This is a genomic window from Kitasatospora sp. NPDC057738, assembly GCF_042798815.1.
GTDB lineage: Bacteria > Actinomycetota > Actinomycetes > Streptomycetales > Streptomycetaceae > Kitasatospora > Kitasatospora lactacystinica.
In genome coordinates, this window is the sequence record NZ_JBHVJT010000036.1 from 42,645 (window position 1) to 61,847 (window position 19,203).

The 19,203-nt window shown below is 71.0% G+C and carries 17 protein-coding genes; 11 read left to right on the forward strand and 6 right to left on the reverse strand.

The genetic code is table 11. From position 1 onward, the window contains the following. Window positions 1–58: 58 nt before the first annotated feature. Complete coding sequence (locus ACFVGO_RS20610) at window positions 59–1,099, forward strand: NAD-dependent epimerase/dehydratase family protein (protein ID WP_380633253.1); 1,041 nt, start codon at window positions 59–61, stop codon at window positions 1,097–1,099. A gap of 131 nt (window positions 1,100–1,230) precedes the next feature. Here the strand turns inward: ACFVGO_RS20610 and ACFVGO_RS20615 are convergent, their stop codons facing one another. Together ACFVGO_RS20615 and ACFVGO_RS20620 are read right to left on the reverse strand one after the other, a co-directional pair. Beyond that, window positions 1,231–2,280, reverse strand: a complete 1,050-nt coding sequence (locus tag ACFVGO_RS20615; RefSeq protein WP_380633255.1) for a family 2 encapsulin nanocompartment cargo protein polyprenyl transferase — start codon at window positions 2,278–2,280, stop codon at window positions 1,231–1,233. A gap of 257 nt (window positions 2,281–2,537) precedes the next feature. Beyond that, window positions 2,538–3,956: a family 2B encapsulin nanocompartment shell protein gene (locus ACFVGO_RS20620; protein WP_359914574.1), complete on the reverse strand. Its 1,419-nt coding sequence runs from the start codon at window positions 3,954–3,956 to the stop codon at window positions 2,538–2,540. A gap of 330 nt (window positions 3,957–4,286) precedes the next feature. Between ACFVGO_RS20620 and ACFVGO_RS20625 the strand changes: the two genes are divergently transcribed. Next, window positions 4,287–5,369 (forward strand): ATP-grasp domain-containing protein, encoded by a 1,083-nt coding sequence (locus ACFVGO_RS20625; protein WP_359914572.1) that lies wholly within the window; start codon window positions 4,287–4,289, stop codon window positions 5,367–5,369. A 108-nt stretch (window positions 5,370–5,477) separates the two neighbouring features. Here the strand turns inward: ACFVGO_RS20625 and ACFVGO_RS20630 are convergent, their stop codons facing one another. From ACFVGO_RS20630 to ACFVGO_RS20640, 3 genes are all read right to left on the reverse strand, one after another. Continuing rightward, on the reverse strand, window positions 5,478–6,026 hold the full coding sequence (locus ACFVGO_RS20630) for a methylated-DNA--[protein]-cysteine S-methyltransferase (RefSeq protein WP_380353551.1): 549 nt from the start codon (window positions 6,024–6,026) through the stop codon (window positions 5,478–5,480). Window positions 6,027–6,229: 203 nt separating this feature from the next. After that, on the reverse strand, window positions 6,230–6,463 hold the full coding sequence (locus ACFVGO_RS20635) for a hypothetical protein (protein WP_359914569.1): 234 nt from the start codon (window positions 6,461–6,463) through the stop codon (window positions 6,230–6,232). Window positions 6,464–6,631: 168 nt separating this feature from the next. Continuing rightward, a complete protein-coding gene (locus ACFVGO_RS20640; RefSeq protein ID WP_359914566.1) occupies window positions 6,632–7,921 on the reverse strand; it encodes an MFS transporter in 1,290 nt (429 codons plus the stop codon). Window positions 7,922–8,123: 202 nt separating this feature from the next. Between ACFVGO_RS20640 and ACFVGO_RS20645 the strand changes: the two genes are divergently transcribed. The 8 genes from ACFVGO_RS20645 (at window position 8,124) to ACFVGO_RS20680 (ending at window position 16,648) form a co-directional block, all read left to right on the forward strand. Next, window positions 8,124–8,933: a hypothetical protein gene (locus tag ACFVGO_RS20645; protein WP_380551222.1), complete on the forward strand. Its 810-nt coding sequence runs from the start codon at window positions 8,124–8,126 to the stop codon at window positions 8,931–8,933. A gap of 351 nt (window positions 8,934–9,284) precedes the next feature. Next, window positions 9,285–9,728 carry a sortase-dependent protein gene (locus ACFVGO_RS20650; protein ID WP_359915299.1) on the forward strand — a complete coding sequence of 148 codons (444 nt, stop codon included), beginning with the start codon at window positions 9,285–9,287 and terminating at the stop codon, window positions 9,726–9,728. Between the two features lie 31 nt (window positions 9,729–9,759). Further along, entirely contained in the window at window positions 9,760–10,503 is a 744-nt protein-coding gene (locus ACFVGO_RS20655; protein WP_380633259.1) for a class F sortase, read from the forward strand. Between the two features lie 240 nt (window positions 10,504–10,743). Further along, window positions 10,744–11,601, forward strand: a complete 858-nt coding sequence (locus ACFVGO_RS20660; RefSeq protein ID WP_359915303.1) for a hypothetical protein — start codon at window positions 10,744–10,746, stop codon at window positions 11,599–11,601. Beyond that, window positions 11,598–12,422: a response regulator gene (locus ACFVGO_RS20665; RefSeq protein WP_380633261.1), complete on the forward strand. Its 825-nt coding sequence runs from the start codon at window positions 11,598–11,600 to the stop codon at window positions 12,420–12,422. The genes ACFVGO_RS20660 and ACFVGO_RS20665 overlap by 4 nt, the downstream gene beginning before the upstream one ends. Beyond that, window positions 12,419–13,624, forward strand: coding sequence for a HAMP domain-containing sensor histidine kinase (locus ACFVGO_RS20670; RefSeq protein ID WP_359915306.1), 1,206 nt, complete (start codon window positions 12,419–12,421; stop codon window positions 13,622–13,624). The genes ACFVGO_RS20665 and ACFVGO_RS20670 overlap by 4 nt, the downstream gene beginning before the upstream one ends. Before the next feature lie 389 nt (window positions 13,625–14,013). Then, window positions 14,014–14,691 carry a hypothetical protein gene (locus tag ACFVGO_RS20675; protein WP_380633263.1) on the forward strand — a complete coding sequence of 226 codons (678 nt, stop codon included), beginning with the start codon at window positions 14,014–14,016 and terminating at the stop codon, window positions 14,689–14,691. Between the two features lie 1,093 nt (window positions 14,692–15,784). Beyond that, window positions 15,785–16,648 (forward strand): hypothetical protein, encoded by an 864-nt coding sequence (locus tag ACFVGO_RS20680; protein ID WP_380633265.1) that lies wholly within the window; start codon window positions 15,785–15,787, stop codon window positions 16,646–16,648. Window positions 16,649–16,679: 31 nt separating this feature from the next. Here the strand turns inward: ACFVGO_RS20680 and ACFVGO_RS20685 are convergent, their stop codons facing one another. Beyond that, a complete protein-coding gene (locus ACFVGO_RS20685) occupies window positions 16,680–18,170 on the reverse strand; it encodes a hypothetical protein (RefSeq protein ID WP_380633267.1) in 1,491 nt (496 codons plus the stop codon). Between the two features lie 168 nt (window positions 18,171–18,338). Here ACFVGO_RS20685 and ACFVGO_RS20690 point away from each other — a divergent pair, with 168 nt between their 5' ends. Next, window positions 18,339–18,872, forward strand: coding sequence for a hypothetical protein (locus tag ACFVGO_RS20690; RefSeq protein ID WP_380633269.1), 534 nt, complete (start codon window positions 18,339–18,341; stop codon window positions 18,870–18,872). The last annotated feature ends 331 nt before the right edge of the window (window positions 18,873–19,203 follow it).

Consider the following 19,203-nt stretch of genomic DNA (forward strand, 5'->3'; position numbering starts at 1 on the left):
CATCTGCTGACCGCGAATCCGGGCGTACGGGCGGTGCGGCCCGGAGAGGGTCCTCGGTATGAAGATCCTCTTGCTTGGGGGCTCGTCCTTCCTGGGACGGGCCTACGCTGCCGAGGCCCTCGCCCGGGGCCACCGGGTGACCACCTTCAACCGCGGTCGCAGCGCCGCCGACCTGCCCGGCGTCGAGGCGGTCCGGGGCGACCGCGACAGTGCCGGGGACCTCGCCCGGCTGGTGGACGGCCGCAGCTGGGACGCCGTCGTCGACACCTCCGCCCAACAGCCCGCCCAGGCCGCGCTCAGCGCCCAGCTGCTGCGCGAGCGGGCCGGCCACTACACCTTCGTCTCCTCCGTGCACGCCTTCGCCGACTGGCCCGCCCGGGCGGTCGACGAGGACTCCGCACTGCACCCCTGCCCCGCCGACACCCCGCCCGGCCAGCCGCCCGCCTCCGCCCTGAAGGCCGGCTGCGAGCGCGCCGTGCTGGCGGGGTTCGGCGCCGGGCGCACGCTGGTGCTGAACAGCGGACTGCTCGTCGGACCGTACGAGTTCGGCGGCCGACTGCCCTGGTGGCTGGAGCGGATGGCACGCGGTGGTCGGGTGCTGGCCCCGGGGGATCCTCGGCGGACCATGCAGGTGATCGACGTCCGGGACTTCGCCGGCTTCGGGCTGGACCTGCTGACGGCCGGGACGACGGGGCGCTGCATCACCACGGCGCCGCCCGGGCGGCTGAGCTTCGGCGAGTGGCTGGCGACCTGCCGGGAGGTCGCGGGGGCCGCGGACACCGAGCTGGTCTGGGTGCCGGACGAGCCGCTGCTCGCCGAGGGGCCGGACCAGGTGGGCGCGTGGACCGAACTCCCCCTCTGGGCGCCGGACCTGCCCGAGATGGCGGGCGCCTGGCTGGCCGACACCGGCCGGGCGGAGGCGGCCGGGCTGCGCTGCCGCCCGTTCGCCGAGACGGCGCGGGACACCTGGGAGTGGCTGCGGCGGCGCGGGCCGGTCGAGGACACCGACGCCGAGGGGCGCAAGGGGCGGCCGGGGGCGGCGGTGCGGCAGGGCCTCGAACCCGCCAAGGAACGGCGGCTGTTGGCCGCCCTCGGCTGACGGCGGCGCCGGTCGGCAGCGGTGCCCGGGCACCACTCCCGGCGACACGCCCGGCAAGACCCCTTGGGACGCTCCGCAGAGCGCTCCGGGGACGCGTTCGACGCGCGCCGCCTCCGGCGCGGGCGCCCCGTTCAGTGCTTGCGGCGGGTGACCAGTTCGGCGAGCGCCAGCAGTTCGTCCGCCGCGGCCGGCTCCGGGACGGCGGCGGCCAGCTGCGCCATCGCCGCGGCCATCCGCTCGCAGGACTCGCCCTGCGCCCAGCCGCGCCCGCCGGCCGCCTCGACGGCCGCCGCGCACTGCGCCAACTCATCGGCGTCCAGCGGGCGTTCGATCGCGTACAGCTCGGCCAGCAGCTTGCCCTCGACGGTGCCGGATCCCAGCGCCGCGACCACCGGCAGCGACTTCTTCCGGGCGACCAGGTCCGCGCCGACCGGCTTGCCGGTGACCGCCGGATCCCCCCAGATGCCGATCAGGTCGTCGATCAGCTGGAAGGCCAGGCCGATCTCCCGTCCGAAGCAGTCCAGCGCCTGCGCCGCCTCCTCGGAGGCGCCCGCGTACAGGGCGCCCATCGCGCAGGCCGCGCCCAGCAGCGCGCCGGTCTTGGCCTCCGCCATCGCCAGGCACTCGGGCAGCGAGACGTCGTTGCGCCGCTCGAAGGCGCAGTCGATCTGCTGGCCCTCGCAGAGCTCCACCACGCAGTCGGCGAGCCGGCGGATCGAGCCGTGGGCGGCCGGGTGGGTGTCCTCGGCGAGCAGCCGCAGCGCGAGGGAGTGCATGGCGTCCCCGGCCAGGATGGCCTCGGTGGTGCCGAACACCCGCCAGGCGGTGGGCCGGTGGCGCCGGGTGTCGTCCCGGTCGATGACGTCGTCGTGGAGCAGGGTGAAGTTGTGCACCAGCTCCACCGCGGCGGCCGCGGCGACGGCCTCGTTGGGTTTGCCGCCCAGGGCCTGGGTGGCGGCGAGGACCATGGCCGGTCGGATCGCCTTGCCTGCGGAGGCCTGGGCGGGAGTGCCGTCCGCCTCCCACCAGCCGAAGTGGTAGCCGGCCACCTTGCGCATGGTGCCGGGCAGCGAGTCGACGGCGGCCCGCAGGACCGGGTCGACCAGGGCGCGGGTCCGGGCGAGGATGTCGGCCGCCTCGTGGCCCTCTTTGTGGTCCCGCTCCAGCGTGGGACTGGTCATGGGTGTTTCCCCCTGTCGGGCGCCTGTCGTGGGACGGCCCGCCGACGGCGGGCCGGGGTTGCGCTGTGCCGGTGCGCGCCGGGCCGGTGCACAGCAGGTACGCACTGCGCCGGTACGCAGCAGGTATGCACCGGGCTGGTGCGCAGCACGTACGCGTCGGGCCGGCACGCATCCGCCCGGCCGGGGCCGGTGGACGGCCCCGGCGGACGGCGCGGCTCTGCGAGCGGCCCCGCGAACCGTCGGTACTGCGCGATCCGTCAGTACTGCGCGATGTCCACGTTCTCCAGGACACCGACCGCGTCCGGCACCAGGATCGCGGCGGAGTAGTAGGCGCTCACCAGGTAGGAAATGATGGCCTTGTCGTCGATTCCCATGAACCGCACCGAGAGGCTGGGCTGGTATTCATCCGGAATTCCGGTCTGGTGCAGGCCGATGACGCCCTGGTTGTCCTCCCCGATTCGCATCGCGATGATCGAGCTGGTGCTCCCGACGATCGGGATCTTGTTGCACGGGAAGACCGGGACCCCGCGCCAGGACAGGATCTGCTTGCCCTCGACCTCGACCGTCCCCGGGTAGAGGCCGCGCTTGTTGAGCTCCCGGCCGAAGGCGGCGATGGCCCTGGGGTGGGCCAGGAACATCCTGGTGCCGCGGCGGCGGCTGAGCAGCTCGTCCATGTCGTCCGGGGTGGGCGGGCCGGAGTGGGTCTGGAACCGCTGCTCGTACGCGGCGTTGCCGAGCAGGCCGAACTCGGGGTTGTTGACGAGCTCGTGCTCCTGGCGCTCGCGCAGGGCCTCGATGGTCAGCCGCAGCTGGTGCTCGGTCTGGTTCATCGGCTGGTTGTAGAGGTCGGCGACCCGGGTGTGCACCTTGAGGATCGTCTGCGCGACGCTCAGCTCGTACTCGCGCGGCTTGAGCTCGTAGTCGACGAAGGCGCCGGGCAGCTCGTACTCGCCCTGGTGGCCGGCGGCGAGGTCGATCGCGGCCTCGCCGTGCTTGTTCTGCGCCTGCTGGAAGCCGTTCAGGTACTCGATGACCTGGAGCTGCAGCGCCTCGGAGCGGTCGTGCAGCTCCTGGAAGGAGGGCCAGGACAGCGTCAGTACGGTGCCGGAGGTCGCGGCGCGGACGGTGTACGGCCAGGCGCCGCCGTCCTGCCGGATCGCCTCGTCGCCGAGGTGGTCGCCGTCGGCGAGGGTGCCGATCACCGTCTCCTCGCCGTACTTGCCGGTGCCCAGCCGGTCGAGCTTGCCGTGGGCGATCAGGAACACCTCGGTGATCGGCGCCCCGGCCTGGACCAGGACGTCGCCCGCGCCGAAGTCCCGCTGCACGAAGCGCGAGGCCAGTTCCTCCAGCACGGCCTCGTCCTGGAAGCCGCGCAGCACCGGCACCTCGGCCAGCGTGGGCGGGACGATCCGCACCTCGGCGCCGGTCTTGACGAAACCCACCCGGCCGCGGCCGACCGAGTGGCGCAGGCGGCGGTTCACCCGGTAGGTGCCGCCGGACACCTGCACCCAGGGCAGCCTCCTGAGCAGCCAGCGCGGGCTGATGCCCTGCATCTGCGGCGCCGACTTGGTGGTCGTCGCGAGGTTCCGCGCGCCCGCCGTGCTCAGACTCTGCTGCTGCCGGATCTCCGGTTGCGCACCGGGCGCGGGAATACCGGCATTCGTTTCGGTCGACATGAGGGGAGCCCTTCGCATATCCCAATGAAGCGTCGCCTTGCACATGCGTGTTGCAGCTTCATGGTGGGCCCATTCAGGGGCGCCCCGCAATCACTCGTTCGAGTGGTTCCGAATGGCCGAACAAATAGTACGAATGGATCACCCGATCGATATTTGTTCGACTATTTATTCGAACATATCGGAGTGCCGCGCCCCATCCTCCCCCATCGAAGCCCCGACCCGCGCCACCCCGCGCCACCATCCGCCCACGGCGCCCCTGCCGTCCGGGCCGTTCGAACAGGCCGCTAGGGTGCCCTGACCCTTCGTCAACTTCCCTCCTGGGAGGGTCACATGAGTGCACCCGTACGTGTCTGGCTGAACCGCACCTACGCCGAGAACGTCTTCTTCATCGAGCAACTGCGCGCCGCCCCGCGCCCCGTCGTGGTCCACGCGACCCACGGCGACCCGGACTCCCCCGTGCTCGCCGCCGCCGACCACGGCACCCCGGAGCCCGCCGGCCTGGCCGCGGACGGCTACGTCGGCTACGCCCTGGACTACTGCGCCCGGCACGCGATCGACGTCTTCGTCCCGCAGCTGCACCAGCTCGCCATCGCCCTCGCCCGGCCGGAGTTCGAGGCGATCGGCACCACGCTGCTCTGCCCGCCGGCCACCGCGATAGCCGCCTTCACCAGCAAGGCGGACGGCTACGCCACGATCGCCGGGGCCGGGCTGCCCACCCCGCCCTGGTGGCGGGTGCGCACCCCCGCCGAGCTGTGGGACGCCGTCGAACGGATCGAGGGCACCGGCCGCACCGCCTGCCTCAAGCCCACCACCGGAGCCGGCGGCGCGGGCTTCCGGGTACTCACCCGGGAGCCCTACAACGCGCGGCGGCTGGCCGGCTGGGACCACCGGGTGCAGGTCGAACAGGTCGCCGCGGCACTGGCCGGGGGCAGCCCGGACGGCGAGCCGGTGGACCTGCTGGTGATGCCCCACCTGGACGGGCCGGAGGTCTCGGTGGACTGCCTCGCCGACCGGGACGGCAGCCCGCTCGCCGCGGTCGGGCGCACCAAGGAGGGCCGCCGCCGGGGCTTCACCACCGAGGATTGCTACCTGGAGCCCGTCCGGCGGCTGGTCCGGGCGACCGGGATGGCGTACCTGTCCAACGTCCAGTTCCGCCGCCTCGACGGCCTGCCGGTGGTCATCGACGTCAACACCCGCCCCGCCGCCGGGCTCCACCAGCTGCGGCTGTGCGGACTCAACCTGCCGTGGGACGCGGTGCGGCTGGCGCTCGGCGAGCGGCCGGAGTGCGCGGGGGCGGAGCCGGACGTGCGCGGCATCGAGTACACCCTGGTACCCGGCATCCGGCCGGTGCACCCGCAGCAGGAGCCCGGGCGGGTGTCTCCGGGGGCGCAGCCGGCGGCGGCCCGGGCGTGACGACCGGCGGGAGCGGCGGGCCGGGCGCGACGACCGGCGGGAGCGGCGGGCCCACTGCCGGCCGCGGGCCGCTCGCCGCCGCCCGCGCCCCCGCCCGCACCCCCGCCGCTACAGCGGGCCGTTCCAGTCGAGGGTCGGCTCCAGCACGCCCTCCAGGGTGAGCAGCCAGCGCTTCACCTCGATGCCGACCCGGCCGCCGCCGAAGCCGCCGATCCCGTCCGCCGCCACCACCCGGTGGCAGGGCACCAGCAGGGGGACGGGGTTCGCGGCCATCATCTGCCCGACCGTGCGGGCGGCCAGGCCGGGCTCCGTGATGTCCTCGAACACCCCGCTGCGGGCGGCCAGTTCGCCGTAGGTGATGGTCCGGCCGTACGGCACCTCGCGCCAGAGCGTCTGCAGCACCGCGCGGTGCGGGCCGGAGCTCAGGCTCCAGTCGACCGGCAGGCCCAACTCGCGGGTGCGGCCCGCCAGGTAGGCACCGATCCGCTCGGTGACGGCGGTGATCTTCGACTCGTCGGTGCACGCCGGCAGCTCGCCCTCGCGCGGCCCGGTGTAACCGGCCGACGCCACGCCGAGCGGGGTCACCGCGATGCGCATCGGCCCGCTGGGCAGCGGCGTGGGCACGGTCAGCCAGGACATCGACCAGGACTGCGACACGCTCGGGCCCCCGCCCTCCGCCGGACCGGCCGCCGGCCACCCCGGCACCCGGGGGGCGTCCCCGCCCCGCGCGCCATCGTACGGCGGGCGGTCGCGCGCCGGGCGGTCGCGCGGCAGGCCGTCGGGCGGCGGGTGCCGGGGCGGCAGGCCGTGGCGCGGCGGTCCGCCGGACGACGGCCCGCCTGCGGCACGGGCGGCTCCGGTCAGAGCTGCGTCTTCAGCCCACGGGCGAGCGAAGCGCACCAGTGCACCAGATCGGCGCGGTCCGGGGACCGTCCCTCGCACAGCACGGCCAGCTGGTCGTCACTGAGCCGGTTCGACCCCGGGATCTCCAGCAGGTACGCCAGGTCCGCCAGTACGGTGGCGAGCCGCTCCGCGTCCGCGTGGTCCAGGGTGACCGCGGTCCCGTGATGGCTGATGGTGAGCGAGCCGGGCATGATCGACCTCCTCCGTCTCCCCCGTCCTCCACCGTACGACCGGGTCGGCCGCCCCGCCCGCCGCGGAGGCCTGCGTGCGCGGGAGGGGCAGCCGGTCGCGCTCCGGGGCCGGCCGGGCGCGGTGCGCGGTGGGCCGGGGGTGCGCCCCGAAGCCGTCCGAGGGGTTGGTCAGCTGTCCGGGCCCTCCTCCCAGCGGCGGTTCCGTACCGCCGGTACGGCCAACACTACGGCCCCGGCCGCCAGTTGCCAGACCGCCCCGACGAGCAGCACGGTGTCCGCGCCGAACCGGCCCGCCAGCGGACCGGCCGCCGCCAGTCCGAGCGGGCCGAGGGCGAAGGCGCCCAGGACGCCGAAGGCCGTCATCCGGCCGAGCAGCTCCACCGGCACCCACTTCTGCAGGGTGGTGTTGTAGAGCGTCCCGCAGACCGCCGAGCCGGCCCCGGCCACCAGCGCGCCGGCGGCCACCCAGGGCAGCCCCGCCCCGGCCGCGAGCGCCCCGGAGGGCAGCGCCCAGGCCAGCGCCGCCGCGGACGCCACCGCGAGCGGACGGGCGGGCGCCCGGCCGAGCATCAGCAGGCCGCTCAGCACCGCCCCGGCGCCGTACACGCCCATCACCAGGCCCCAGGCCCGGGCGCCGCCGAGGCCCCGCTGCGAGAGCAGCGGGCCCAGCACCAGGAAGGGGGCCCAGACCAGCAGGTTGAACAGGCCCATCTGCGCGGTGGTGATCCACAGCCACGGGCGGGAGACGAACTCCGACCAGCCGGCCCGCACGTCCCGGATCATCGACTCCTCGCCGCCCGCCGCCCGTACCGGCAGCCGCAACCTGGCCAGCGCGAAGGCGCCGACGCCGTACGTCACCGCGTCGGCCAGCAGCACCGTCGCCGGTCCCCAGGCGGCGGTGACCAGCCCGGCGGTGGCGGGGCCGACCACGGTGGACACCGAACGGGCCAGCCCCAGCAAGGTGTTGGCGTCCGCCATCAGCTCCTTGCGGCGCACCAGATCGGGCACGATCGCGCCGAAGGCCGGCATGAACAGCCCCTCGCCGACCCCCCAGAGCGCCACCAGCACGACCATCGCCCAGACCGGCGCGTGCCCGGCCGCCAGCAGTCCGGCGAACAGCGCCTGGACCAGGCCGCGCAGCAGGTCCGAGCCCAGCATCACCCGGCGGCTGCCGAGCCGGTCCGCGATCACCCCGCCGGCCAGCAGCACCAGCACCACCGGGAGGATCCGGGCCGCCATCACCCACCCCAGGGCGGTGCCGCCGCCACCGCCGGCTCCCCCGGCGCCGCCCTCGCCGTCGAGCACCGCGAAGGCGACCGCGACCGGCGCCATCGAGGAGCCGATCAGGGAGGTCGTGTATCCGATGAAGAACCACGTGAATTCGCGCTCGCCGAGCACGGCGAGACGGTCTCCCAGTCGCCTTCTGCGGGCCGGGATCCGTTCGGTCTGCATTGCCATGTGCAGCAAGTCTGCGGTCCGAAGGGAAGCGCTTCAAGGGATTCCGGCGAAAAAGTTGAGCCTTTTGGAGTCAATTTTCCGGGCGGAGCGAACTGCCGCAGTAAATTCGTCTTTCAATGGCTCCCGACCTGCCCTTTACTGCGATTCTTGGCTAGGGTTCGAGCGGCTTGGCGGAATTGATTTACTGCGGAAGAAGGCGATCGTGACAGAAACCGCGGCAGGACTCCCACCGGTCGAGTACGCCGTCGCCGTCGAGCGCTACCTGGCCGCCTCCGGGCTCGCCGACGGCTCCCGGCGGATCTACCGGATCGCGCTGGACACCTGGGCCTGGGCGCTCGCCGACCGGCCCTCCCCCACCGGCCCCGAACGGCGGCGGGCCCGGCCGCCCGTCCTGCCGCTCGCACTGCTCGACCACCCGGACGCCGCCGAACGACTGCGCGACGCGGCCGCCCGGCGCGCGGCCGACACCGACCCGCGCACCCTCAACCGGGAACTCTCCACCCTGCGCGCGGCCGTGGCCTGGTGGCGGGCCAGGGGCTGGCTCGACGGCGACCCGACCACCGGCCTGCTCGCCCGCCCGCTGCCCGAACCCGCGGCGGCCGCAGGCCCGTTGACCCCCGAGGAACTGCACGCCCTGTTCACCCTCCGCGCGCCGCTGCGCGAACAGGCGCTCTGGCACCTGCTGCACGAGTCCGGCGCCGCGATCGAGACGGTCCTCGCCCTGGACACCGACCACCTCGACCCGCCCCGCCGCCGCACCCGCCCCGGGCAGGCCACCGTCCACTGGCAGTCCGGCACCGCCCGGCTGCTCCCCCTCCTGGTGGCCGGCCGCGCCACCGGCCCGCTCTTCCTCACCGACCGCCGCGCCCCCGCCGGCACCCCCGCCCGCGACCGCTGCCCGTACACCGGCCACGCCCGCCTCTCCTACCGCCGGGCCGCCGAGCTCTTCACGGCCCACACCCGGCCGCTCGGCCCGGGCTGGACCCTCCGCCGGCTGCGGGCGGGGCGGTAGCCGCGGGGCGGCGGCGCGCGGCGGGCAACGGGCAACGGGCAACGGGCAACGGGCAACGGGCAACGGGCAACGGGCAACCGCAACGTCGGCAGCGCCGCGCCGTTACGCAGCCGATGAACGGCCGTGACACGACCGGCCGAGGACCGCGACACGGCCCTCCTACCGTCATCCACGACGCCACCGGCCGAACCGGTCGAACCGGATGAGCCGGCCGGAGGGCGTCCTCGACGAGGACGTACGCGTCCGGCGCCGACGACGGACGTCCCGCGACACCGGCACGCCGGGGCCCGCGAACCGCACCGCGGACCGGCGGCCACCACCTACCGACCGATGCAGATGGAGACACCCCGCATGAGCAGGAGCCGTACCCACCACTCGCCCGCCCGCCGCGTCCTGGCGGTCTGCGCCCTGACCGGCGCCGCGCTGCTGGCCACCATCAGCGGCGGGCAGGCCTGGGCCGACGGCGTGCCGAAGCCGGCCGCCCCCAGTGTCGCCGCCCCGAACGGCGACGCGGCGCCGAGGACCGCCGTGCCCACGCCGTCCGCCGCCCCGAAGACCGACGCCTCGCCGGCCGTGGCCGCCCCCAAGGGCGTCGCCTCGCCCGCCCCGGTCGCGCCCGGTGGCGCCCAGCCGCAGGTCCGCGAGGTGCCCAAGGGCGCCGCGCAGGCCGGTGACGGCTCCGCCGCCTCCGAGGGTTCCGGCCTGATGCTCGCCGGTGGCGGCACCGTCGCGGCCGTCGGCGCCGCGGCCCTGGGCTTCGCCGTTCTGCGCCGCCGCTCCGGTGCGCGCGGCTGACACCGGTCCCGAGTCCGCCGGGGCCGTCCCGGTGGCGGGGACCGACACCCGCCGTCGCGCCAAGGACCACCGGCGGGGCCGCCGACGCGCCGCCCGGCCCGCTCCGGGCCCGCTGCGCCGCACCGCCTTCGGCACCGCGGGCCTGCTCTGCCTGGTCCTCGGCACCTCGCTCGCGCTGTCCGGCCGGGAGACCCCGGTGGTGCGGGTCGAGACCTCCGCGCACGGCACCGGCACCGGCACCGGCACGGACGCCCCGGCGATGGCCCCGGGCACCCCGGCCACGGCCGGCGCCGCGTCCACATCCACGTCCACCGCCCCGAAGCCGTACGCGTCCTCGCCGCCGACCCGCCTGCTGGTCCCCTCCGTCGGAGTGGACGCACCGGTGACCGACCTCGGCCTGAACCCCGACGGCACGGTCGAGGTGCCGACGGCCGACCGGGGCGAGGAGGTCGGCTGGTACCGCAACGGCCCCACGCCCGGCGAGAACGGCCCCGCCGTACTCATCGGGCACTACGACACCGCGCACGGCCCGGCGGTCTTCAAGCAGCTGCCGAAACTGCGGCCCGGCGAGCTGATCCGGATCCGGCGCGCCGACGGCAGCACCGTGGACTTCAAGGTCCGCACACTGCTCCAGGCCGCCAAGGACCACTTCCCGACCGAGCAGGTGTACGGCGACACGCCCGCGCCCGCACTCCGGCTGATCACCTGCGGCGGGCGGATCGGCTCGGACGGCCACTGGACGGACAACATCATCGTGCTGGCGGACCTGGCCTGACGGCCGGGACGGGTCGTACGGACCGCATGAACCGCATGAACCACCTGGACCGTACGAGCCGTACGACCCACGTGGTCCGGACTACCCGGACTACCCGGACGGCCCGCACGGCCCGCACGAAGTCACCGTCGCGGAACCGCCGACCACCGACCGCGCGACCTACCACCGGGGCGGTGACGGGAGCGACGACCGGAACGACGACCGGAGCGACGCCGCAGAGCAGGAGGACGAACACCGACCGTGGCAGCAACACCACCACCCCGCCGCCGGCCCGGCGCCGTCCAGCTCGCCACCCTGGCCGGCCTGGTCGTCGTCCTCGCCCTCGCCGGCCTGGCCTTCGGCCGCGCCACCCCCGGCGACCTGCGCGACCAGGGCCCGGTCCGGGCCGTCACGCCGCCGCCGGTGCTCCAGCCGCTCTGGCCGAAGCTGCCCACCTCCCCGCCGCCGTCCGCCGCCGCGGCCGGCGTCACCCAGGAGCCGCCGCAGCCCGTACCGGACCTGACCGTCCCCGGGCACGACATCACCGCGGTCGACGTGCGCACCGTCCTCGCCAAGGACCCGAACGTGGGCCCGGAGGAGCGTCAGGCGCTCGGCTCCTGCGCCGGGTGCGAGGTCCGCGCCCCCGAGTTCCGCGACCTCTCCGGGGACGGGCAGCCCGAGCTGATCACCGTCGTCACCACCCCCGGGCGGGTCGTGCTGCACGTCTACGCCCTCGCCGAGGAGCACCTGCTGCCCGTCCTCCAGGTGCAGGTCCAGCCGGCGTTCAGCGCCGCTACCGTCGGCACCGACCTGTGGCTGTTCGAGCCCACCAGCGCCTACGCCCGGACCACCAGCCTCTACCAGTGGAACGACAACAGGCTCGTCCTGAAGGAGCGCAAGGACGAGGGCGTCGGCCTGCTCCCGCGCACCGGCGCGGACACCGCCGCCCCCGAGTCCGGCCCGGCAGTGGCACGCCCCACCCCGTTCGCGCCGAGGCAGGCGGCCCCCGAGGCCGTCGTCCCGTCCCCGCGCCCCGTCCGGCCGTCCTCCGGGCCCGCCGCGCCCTCCACCCCCTCGGGGCCCTCCGCCCCCGCCGTGCTCCCGGAAGCCAAGCGATGACCCCCGCCACCACCCCCGCCCACCCGCACATCCTCCTGGTCGAGGACGACGAGGTGATCCGCGAGGCCACCCGGATGGCCCTGGAACGCTACGGCTTCCCGGTCACCACGGCGGCCGACGGCCTGGAGGGGCTGGAGGCGTTCCACGCCGTCCGGCCCGACCTGCTCCTGCTGGACGTCATGCTGCCGCTGCTCGACGGGGTCGGCCTCTGCCGCCGGATCCGGGAGGAGAGCCAGCTGCCGATCCTGATGATGTCCGCCCGGACCGACCCGGTGGACGTGGTCTCCGGGCTGGAGGCAGGGGCGGACGACTACGTGGTCAAGCCTTTCGAGAGCGCCGTCCTGGTCGCCCGGATCCGTACGGTGCTGCGCCGCGTCCGGGTCGTCCCGGCGACCGACGCCCCACCGCCCCCGGACGCCCCGGCGGCCGACGCCCCGCCGTTCCCCGGCACCCCCGGGGTTCCCGGAGTTCCCGGAGTTCCCGGGGTCCCGCAGCCGGCGGTCCCGCCGACCGCCCCCGCCCCCACCCCGTCCGTCCGCAGCTTCGACGGCCTCCAGGTGGACACCGACAGCATGGAGGTCCGGGTGGACGGCCGCCTCGTCCCGCTCACGCCCACCGAACTGCGGCTGCTGCTGGAGTTCACCGCCGCGCCCGGGATCGTGCTGGAGCGCTCCACCCTGCTCGAACGCGTCTGGGACTACGAATGGGGCGCCGACACCCGGGTCGTGGACGTCCACGTGCAGCGGCTGCGCGCCAAGATCGGCTCCGGCCGGATCGAGACCGTCCGCGGGTTCGGCTACAAGCTGCGGCGCCCGGCATGACCCTGCGCCGCCAGATCGCCACCGCCGTCGCCGCCATCGCCGTCCTGGTCGCGGTGGCCGTCGGCCTGCTGGTCCACCAGGCGATGATCCGTCAGCACGTGGACCAGGCCCGCTCCTCCGCACTCGCCGCCCTCGACTCGGCCCTGGCCGGCTACGGGCGCGACGGCGAGGTGGCCGGCCACGGCGCCGCCGTGAACGACCCGGCCCTGCCCGACCGGCTGCGCGCCCTCGCCGACGGCGGCCGGCACGGCTCGCTGCTCGCCGCCGACGGCACCGGCGAGTCCATGTGGGCGGCCGGCCCGGTGCAGAACGGGGTGCTGTCCGTCCGGGTGGACTTCACCCAGGACCGGCAGGCCATCGCCGACCTGGACCGGATCATCCTGCTCACCGTCGTCGCCGCGGTCTTCACCACCGTGCTGGCCGGCGTGCTCGTCGCCGACCGGATCAGCCGCAGGCTGCGCACCGCGGCCACCGCCGCCCGGGGCATCGCGGCCGGCGGGACGGACACCCGGATCGGCGAACTCGTCGACGGCAAGGACGAGGTCGCCGACCTCGCCGCCGCCGTCGACCTGATGTCCCGCACCCTGCACCGGCGCCTGGAGGACGAGCAGCGCTTCACCGCGGACGTCGCCCACGAGCTGCGCACCCCGCTCACCGGGCTGGTCACCGCCGCCGAGCTGCTGCCGCCCGGACGCCCCACCCAGCTCGTGCAGAACCGGGTCCAGGCACTGCGCGGCCTGGTCGAGGACCTGCTGGAGGTCTCCCGCCTGGACGCCGACGCCGAGTCCCCCGACCTCTCGGCCGTCCCCCTGGAGCGCGCGGCGCGCCGCACCGTCTCCCTCACCGGCCTGGACGTCACCGTCGACATCACCGCCGACCGGCAGGTCCGCACCGACCTGCGCCGGCTGGACCGCATCCTCGGGAACCTGATCCTCAACGCCCACCGCCACGGCGCCGGCCCGGTCCACCTGCACGTCGACGGCCTGCGGATCACCGTCCGCGACCACGGCCCCGGCTACCCCGAGGACCTCCTCCGGCACGGCCCGCAGCGCTTCCGCACCAACGCCCCCGAACGAGGCCGCGGGCACGGCCTCGGCCTCACCATCGCCACCGGCCACGCCCGCGTCATCGGCGCCGCCCTGACCTTCACCAACCATCCCGACGGCGGCGCCGTCGCCACCCTCGCCCTCCCCCCGGACTGACCCCGCCCACGCGAAAGGGCCGGCCCGACACCCCGTCGGACCGGCCCTTCCCTCGTACACCTGAGCCCCCTGTCGGGTTCGAACCGACGACCCCCGCTTTACAAGTTTTCCTCCCGGCAAGCCCGTGACCTGCAAGGATGCAGCCGACAAGGCGGCTGGCCTGCTGAGATCACTCTCAGTGTCTCTTCCGACCGCCGGTCGCTTCTCACCCTCATGTGTGCCAAATCCGTGCAGCGAACACGGTTCACCCGACGGCGCATCAGGCATACCCGCAGCACAACTTGTCTTGGCTGCGCCAGCTACCTTCGCCTTCCCGCACGATGCCCGCGGCCAACGCTGGAACCTCTGTCCGCGAGGGCTGTCGGTTCTCTCGTCCATCATCAGTGCCCATGATCAGTCTGTTGGCATGGATCGCAGTCGGCACAGCCCTCTATCTGGTTATGGCCGCAGCATTGACCTCTTCTGGTTGGGGTAGCTCCGCGAAGCGAATCCCCGGACAGTTTCTGGCCCGCATCCCCTTCCTGAGCCGGCTCCCTGGGACAGCCACCCGACGACAGGCCGAACGTGCCATCACCGTGCTGCTTGAGCAGGGAGTGACTGCGCCAGTCCTACTCGACCGGACAGCCGTGCAGAAGGTCGTAACCAGAAGAGCTCTGGCAACTTGGGGCCTGGCCCTGGTGTGGGCGCCACTTGCCATCGCCTCACTCATTTCGTTCGAGGTAGTGATGTTGGCAACGCCTGCTTCATCCGCCAACACACGGCATCACTTCAGTGCCGCCCCGTTCCTGCCCTGGCTACTGCTGGCCCTCACGATCGTCCTGGCAGAAGCCGACCGCCGAGGCGCAGCGCGCAGTGTTCCCCACCAATGGACTGCCCACGCCACTGTGGTTGCAGCCCTGTCCTACGCCAATGACGCGCCTGAACGCCGCGGCACCAGTCGGGACGAGGCCATCTGCGAGGCCGTTCAGACACTTTCAGGCGCACCGCACTGCTGCGCCAGGCCGCCCACAGCCCCAGGAAGGCTGATCACCAGCTACGTCGCAATATCCAGGAGCAGGCTGCACTGACCGTCCGCAACCTGCATGCCGCCAAGGCCCGGCTTCTAGACGTAGATCCGCACCAGACCGGCCAGGCTGCCCCAGAGGAGGAAGCGCAGCGATCCCTCGCTCAACTGCTTGCGTCCGTTCTCCAGCATGTCTCCGTACCTACCAACGTACGCCGTGCCACCACTCGCCTGGTTCACCCCTCCCTGCTCGATCCTGAACCCGCGTGGGACTTCGATGACCGCCCCGCGTCCCCTATGCGAACCGCCGCCGCCTACGCCGGACTCGGCACGGTCATGGCCGCCGTCTGGCTGCTGCTTGCCAATGTCGGTCTACCCGACGCCGCCAACGCCGTCATCATCCCCTTGGTCACCGCCGCAGCCGTCCCGCTTCTCCAGCACTTACGCGTCTCGACCGAACCATTCGATTCCCCTCGGGGGGAGTAGCTGACCAAAAACAATTGGCCAGTCAATTCGCACGCAGGACGACTATTTAAATACTCATCCGCCATCGGCACAGGGCAGCCGCAGTTACCATCCGAATATTCTCCGACATCAAGTCAAGGTTGAATGCCAGGTCAGGCCGTGTCACCTGAAACCACTCACTGCAGCCCCACATCCACCAACTCGACCGAAAACGTACAAAGTCATGAATATTGCCGCTAAGATAAATCGCCTGACCTCTGGAAATTTCCACCTCCATGGCACAATGAGATATTCCCTCGGGATTCAACGGCGAATCGCAAGCCATCGTGCCAGCCAGAAGGCCATTCGAAATAGACGAGCAGCAATTCATCGCAGCGCCTCCTTAAGAGTTCGACAGTGGGCTCCACACAGTCCCAGGGTTGCACCAATGGATTCGTCCCGCGACCGCAAGCAACCCAGACGGACGGCCCGCTGTGAGCGCTTCATGCTCCGCCTCCTGCTCTCATGGCGAGCCAAGGCCGTGCACCCAACAGCCTTGCAGTCCGCACCGTCATACCCGAACTCCTACGCAAGACGCGAGAGTGCGCCAACTCGATGGACAGAAAAGTGCAATCCATGTCACCAGATGATCAAATTTGGAAGCATTCTCTCTTATTGCAGAAACCTTCCATTCGAATCTATAGACTTCTGCAATGATTCCAGAGAGCATCCCTGCAGAGAAAGATCCCATCCCCCGCCTTGTTGTGGTCACTCCTGAGCTTGCCGATGAGCTGCTATCCCGGGCCTCCGTCAATCGACGCCTAGACCTCGGACAGGTAGACTACCTGGCAGAAGCGATTCGTCGTGGCGAGTGGCAATTGACTCATCAGGGAATTGCACTTGACGGACCGCTAGCGAGTGGGGCCCTCCTCGATGGCCAGCATCGGCTCCATGCAATTATCAAGGCCAACACTGCCGTAAGGATTTTTGCCTTCGAGGGGCTGCCGGCTAGCGCGTTCCCAGTCCTCGATACTGGAAAGCGTCGGAGCGGAGCTGATGCGCTTTCGTCAACTGGCGAGAAATATCTTTCTCTGCTTTCCTCAACCATCCGCCACGTCATCCTGTTCAAAACTATGCCCGATTCCTCTTGGAGCAGCCCACGAGCCCGGGTTACAAATGATCGCATTCTGGCGGAATACAATGCCAATGCGGAGGGATTCAGGGCTGCAGTAAGCATCGGCCGCATTATTTCCAGGCAAGTCTTTACTAGCCAAACGGCGGCGGCAGTGGGTTACTTCGTAACGACAGAGGCGGCACCCACGATGCAAGTTGACAAATGGGTCCAGGGTGTCACATCGGGCGCAAATCTAGAGATGGGAGATCCACGCCTCGCGCTGCGCAAAGTTCCCAGAGATTTGCAAAAGCGTGGCTCTAGGCGACGATTGGGCCTACGAGATCAAGTGGCGATGTACATCAAAGCCTGGAACGCGTGGGTCGAAAATAGGAAGACAGATAATCTGCGCCTGAAAAAGGGAGAAAAGATGCCAATGCCCGCAGGGCATAGTGCTGACCTTTAAATACACGCGCGTCGGCACCTAGCGGGCCATCTCAGAAATGCTGACTATCGCCTGGATTCCGGAAGTGGAGCATCAGGCGCAAAGTAAGCTCTTCCGCGATCGTCGGTGCTGCGGCGGAAATATCTGCAGCATCCCATAGTTCCTGAGGAACAATTTGTACCGGCCCACTCCTGCCGACACGCGCCAGGCTTGCACTGTTGGAATTGGCGGCAGACTCCAGGCTCGTCACAGTCAGGATCTCGGCAGGATCGATGGCGAGCGCTGGAGCGTATCGGGTCTGCGGGACGTCCTGGAGGCGCAATAGAAGCCGAAGCAGACCTGTGACGCGTTCCTTGGTGTGCTCAGGGTCAAGTACTGGGATATGAATCCGCGAGGGGCTAGGAAGGGGCTCCCAGCAGCTTCGCTGGCCGGACTGTGAAATTGCCAGGCCGACGCTGCCACGACGTTGGTCACGGGCGAAGGCAGCTACGAAGTCGGCTTCGAGAGCACCGGCCACTGCCTCAGATGGAGTGAAGACCTCTTCCTTCCTACCAACTGATACGAGCCACTCCTTGAGTTGACTCATCTGGCGCACGGGCAGCCGAAGGCTGTACTCCGGGACCAAGTGCACCTCCAACGTCGCGCCTTCGCTGGACCACGATGGCAGCAGTTTTCTTCTCCACGCGACTGGCAGCGGTTCCTCAAGATGCGCGCTCGCAGGCGCAGCAGCGCCCAACAGACCTAGTTTGCCTGTGTCCTGGCCAGCCGACCCCCCAGTCTTAACTGTTCTTGAGGGAGCCAGCGCCTTGATGACGGCGATGGTCATGGCAGCAGCATTATTGGCAGCCACCTGCTGGAAGCCGCCGCTGTCCGTGTGCTGCTTGCTGCCGTCAGCCCGATCGCTGATCCCGCGGATGACCAACGCGGGCACTTGGTCGGCCATGGACGCGGCACCTGAAAAGCCAGCTCCCTCTGTCTCAATCGCTGCTACGCCGTTGTAGTGCTCGTCCAGGAGGTCGTGAAGCGCGGATGTAGAGGCGTTGACTAGAACCTCGCCGGCGGCGATCGGTTTGAAGTGAACCTCAGGTTCATCCTGCCCTGAAGGCTGCTGCTGCGCAGCCCACTGCGGGTCCCGTGCGACATAGCGAGCTGTCTGCTCAAGGCGGTGGGACGCCTGCCATGTCTCAGGCCGGGCCTTGAAGGACTCCTCCTGCTTCCCTCCGTGATAGGCGAACACTCGGGTCGCTACAACGACGTCACCGAGGGCGAGATCGTGCTTGAGCCTTCCCGCAATGCCTGTGAAGAAGACGGCCTCCGGGTCGATCATGCGGATGGCACGCTCCGTCATGATCGCTGCGCTCTGGTTCCCTTGGCCAACCTGAGTGATGTACACCTCCCAGCTCGTGCCGGGGATCCAGCCGTGCTCGAAGATCGTCCCCGCCTCGTGGTCGAGCCGCTGCAGATCCTCTAGCCGTCCCCGCACAGCCCGGTACTCCAGCAGTAGCGCAGTGAGGATGACGATCTTTCCGCCAGACGAATCCACGTAGCACCTCGCGAGGATGGCTTGCCTGTCCGAATGCTCAGGGCGTCCTACACCACTGCATCCGGGATGTGGATCACAGCGTAGCTCTCACGGCCGCCAAAACCGTTCCGAAACAAGCTCGTTGAACGTCCAGACGCGTACCGCACAACCTTCCAGAAGAGAGGCTTCGTGGCCACTGCCGAGGACATCACCGAGAGCCGACTACTGCTGGCCGAATACGACCGCATCAAGGAGGAACAGAAGGCACGGATCGGCTTCCGCGACAACCTTCTCTACTTCACCTTGGCCGCTTCCACGGCTGTCCTGGCGATCACCGCTCAAACCAGACGCCACCAACTGTTGCTCGCCCTCCCTGTGATCTGTCTCGTCCTGGGCTGGACCTACCTGGTCAACGACGAAAAGATCTCGACGATGGGCCGCTACATCCGCGACTGCCTGGGACCACAACTTACGGGGCTCAGCGGTGCCCAGGACGCTGTCTTCGCCTGGGAGCACTATCACCGCAGCGACTCCAGTCGCACCACACGCAAGCGCCTGCAGACCGCCATTGATCTGTTCATGTACCTGGCCTTCCCGATGTCTGGCGTCATCGCGTTCTGGAGCTCGTCTACTGTCCGCCCCCAGCTCCTGGGCATCTCACTCGCAGAGACGCTCGCTCTGGCCGTGCTGGCGTGGCAGTTCCTGCGCTACGCCGAGCGTTAGGCGCGCTGACCGTCAAGGCCAGCTGGGGATCACAGTGAGGGCACCTTGAACGGCCAAGCCCAAGCCAGCACAAAGGATCAGAGTCCGGCCTTGCCGGATGTGTGCCGAATGTGTGCCGGACGGCTGCCAGTGCGTAGAGGTCACCACCCCACACCAGACACTCCGCTAGCCCAAACGGGTGCCTCCGTCCTTCGATGAGCCAGTCGCGCACTGGTCGCTCCGCCAAGCAGAGAGGGCTGCTGACCTGCGTCTTCGTGCAGGTCAGCAGCCCTTAGCTAAAAGCGACCCCCGCTTTCGCGGGTACTAGGTCATACCCAGATCAATGTCTGAT

What these genes read in the sequence shown, in the direction of transcription:
- ACFVGO_RS20610 (WP_380633253.1), top strand. Translation starts at nt 59, where the DNA reads ATGAAGATCCTCTTGCTTGGGGGCTCGTCCTTCCTGGGACGGGCCTAC.
- ACFVGO_RS20615 (WP_380633255.1), bottom strand. Translation starts at nt 2,280, where the DNA reads ATGACCAGTCCCACGCTGGAGCGGGACCACAAAGAGGGCCACGAGGCG.
- ACFVGO_RS20620 (WP_359914574.1), bottom strand. Translation starts at nt 3,956, where the DNA reads ATGTCGACCGAAACGAATGCCGGTATTCCCGCGCCCGGTGCGCAACCG.
- ACFVGO_RS20625 (WP_359914572.1), top strand. Translation starts at nt 4,287, where the DNA reads ATGAGTGCACCCGTACGTGTCTGGCTGAACCGCACCTACGCCGAGAAC.
- ACFVGO_RS20635 (WP_359914569.1), bottom strand. Translation starts at nt 6,463, where the DNA reads ATGCCCGGCTCGCTCACCATCAGCCATCACGGGACCGCGGTCACCCTG.
- ACFVGO_RS20640 (WP_359914566.1), bottom strand. Translation starts at nt 7,921, where the DNA reads ATGGCAATGCAGACCGAACGGATCCCGGCCCGCAGAAGGCGACTGGGA.
- ACFVGO_RS20650 (WP_359915299.1), top strand. Translation starts at nt 9,285, where the DNA reads ATGAGCAGGAGCCGTACCCACCACTCGCCCGCCCGCCGCGTCCTGGCG.
- ACFVGO_RS20665 (WP_380633261.1), top strand. Translation starts at nt 11,598, where the DNA reads ATGACCCCCGCCACCACCCCCGCCCACCCGCACATCCTCCTGGTCGAG.
- ACFVGO_RS20670 (WP_359915306.1), top strand. Translation starts at nt 12,419, where the DNA reads ATGACCCTGCGCCGCCAGATCGCCACCGCCGTCGCCGCCATCGCCGTC.
- ACFVGO_RS20675 (WP_380633263.1), top strand. Translation starts at nt 14,014, where the DNA reads ATGATCAGTCTGTTGGCATGGATCGCAGTCGGCACAGCCCTCTATCTG.
- ACFVGO_RS20680 (WP_380633265.1), top strand. Translation starts at nt 15,785, where the DNA reads ATGATTCCAGAGAGCATCCCTGCAGAGAAAGATCCCATCCCCCGCCTT.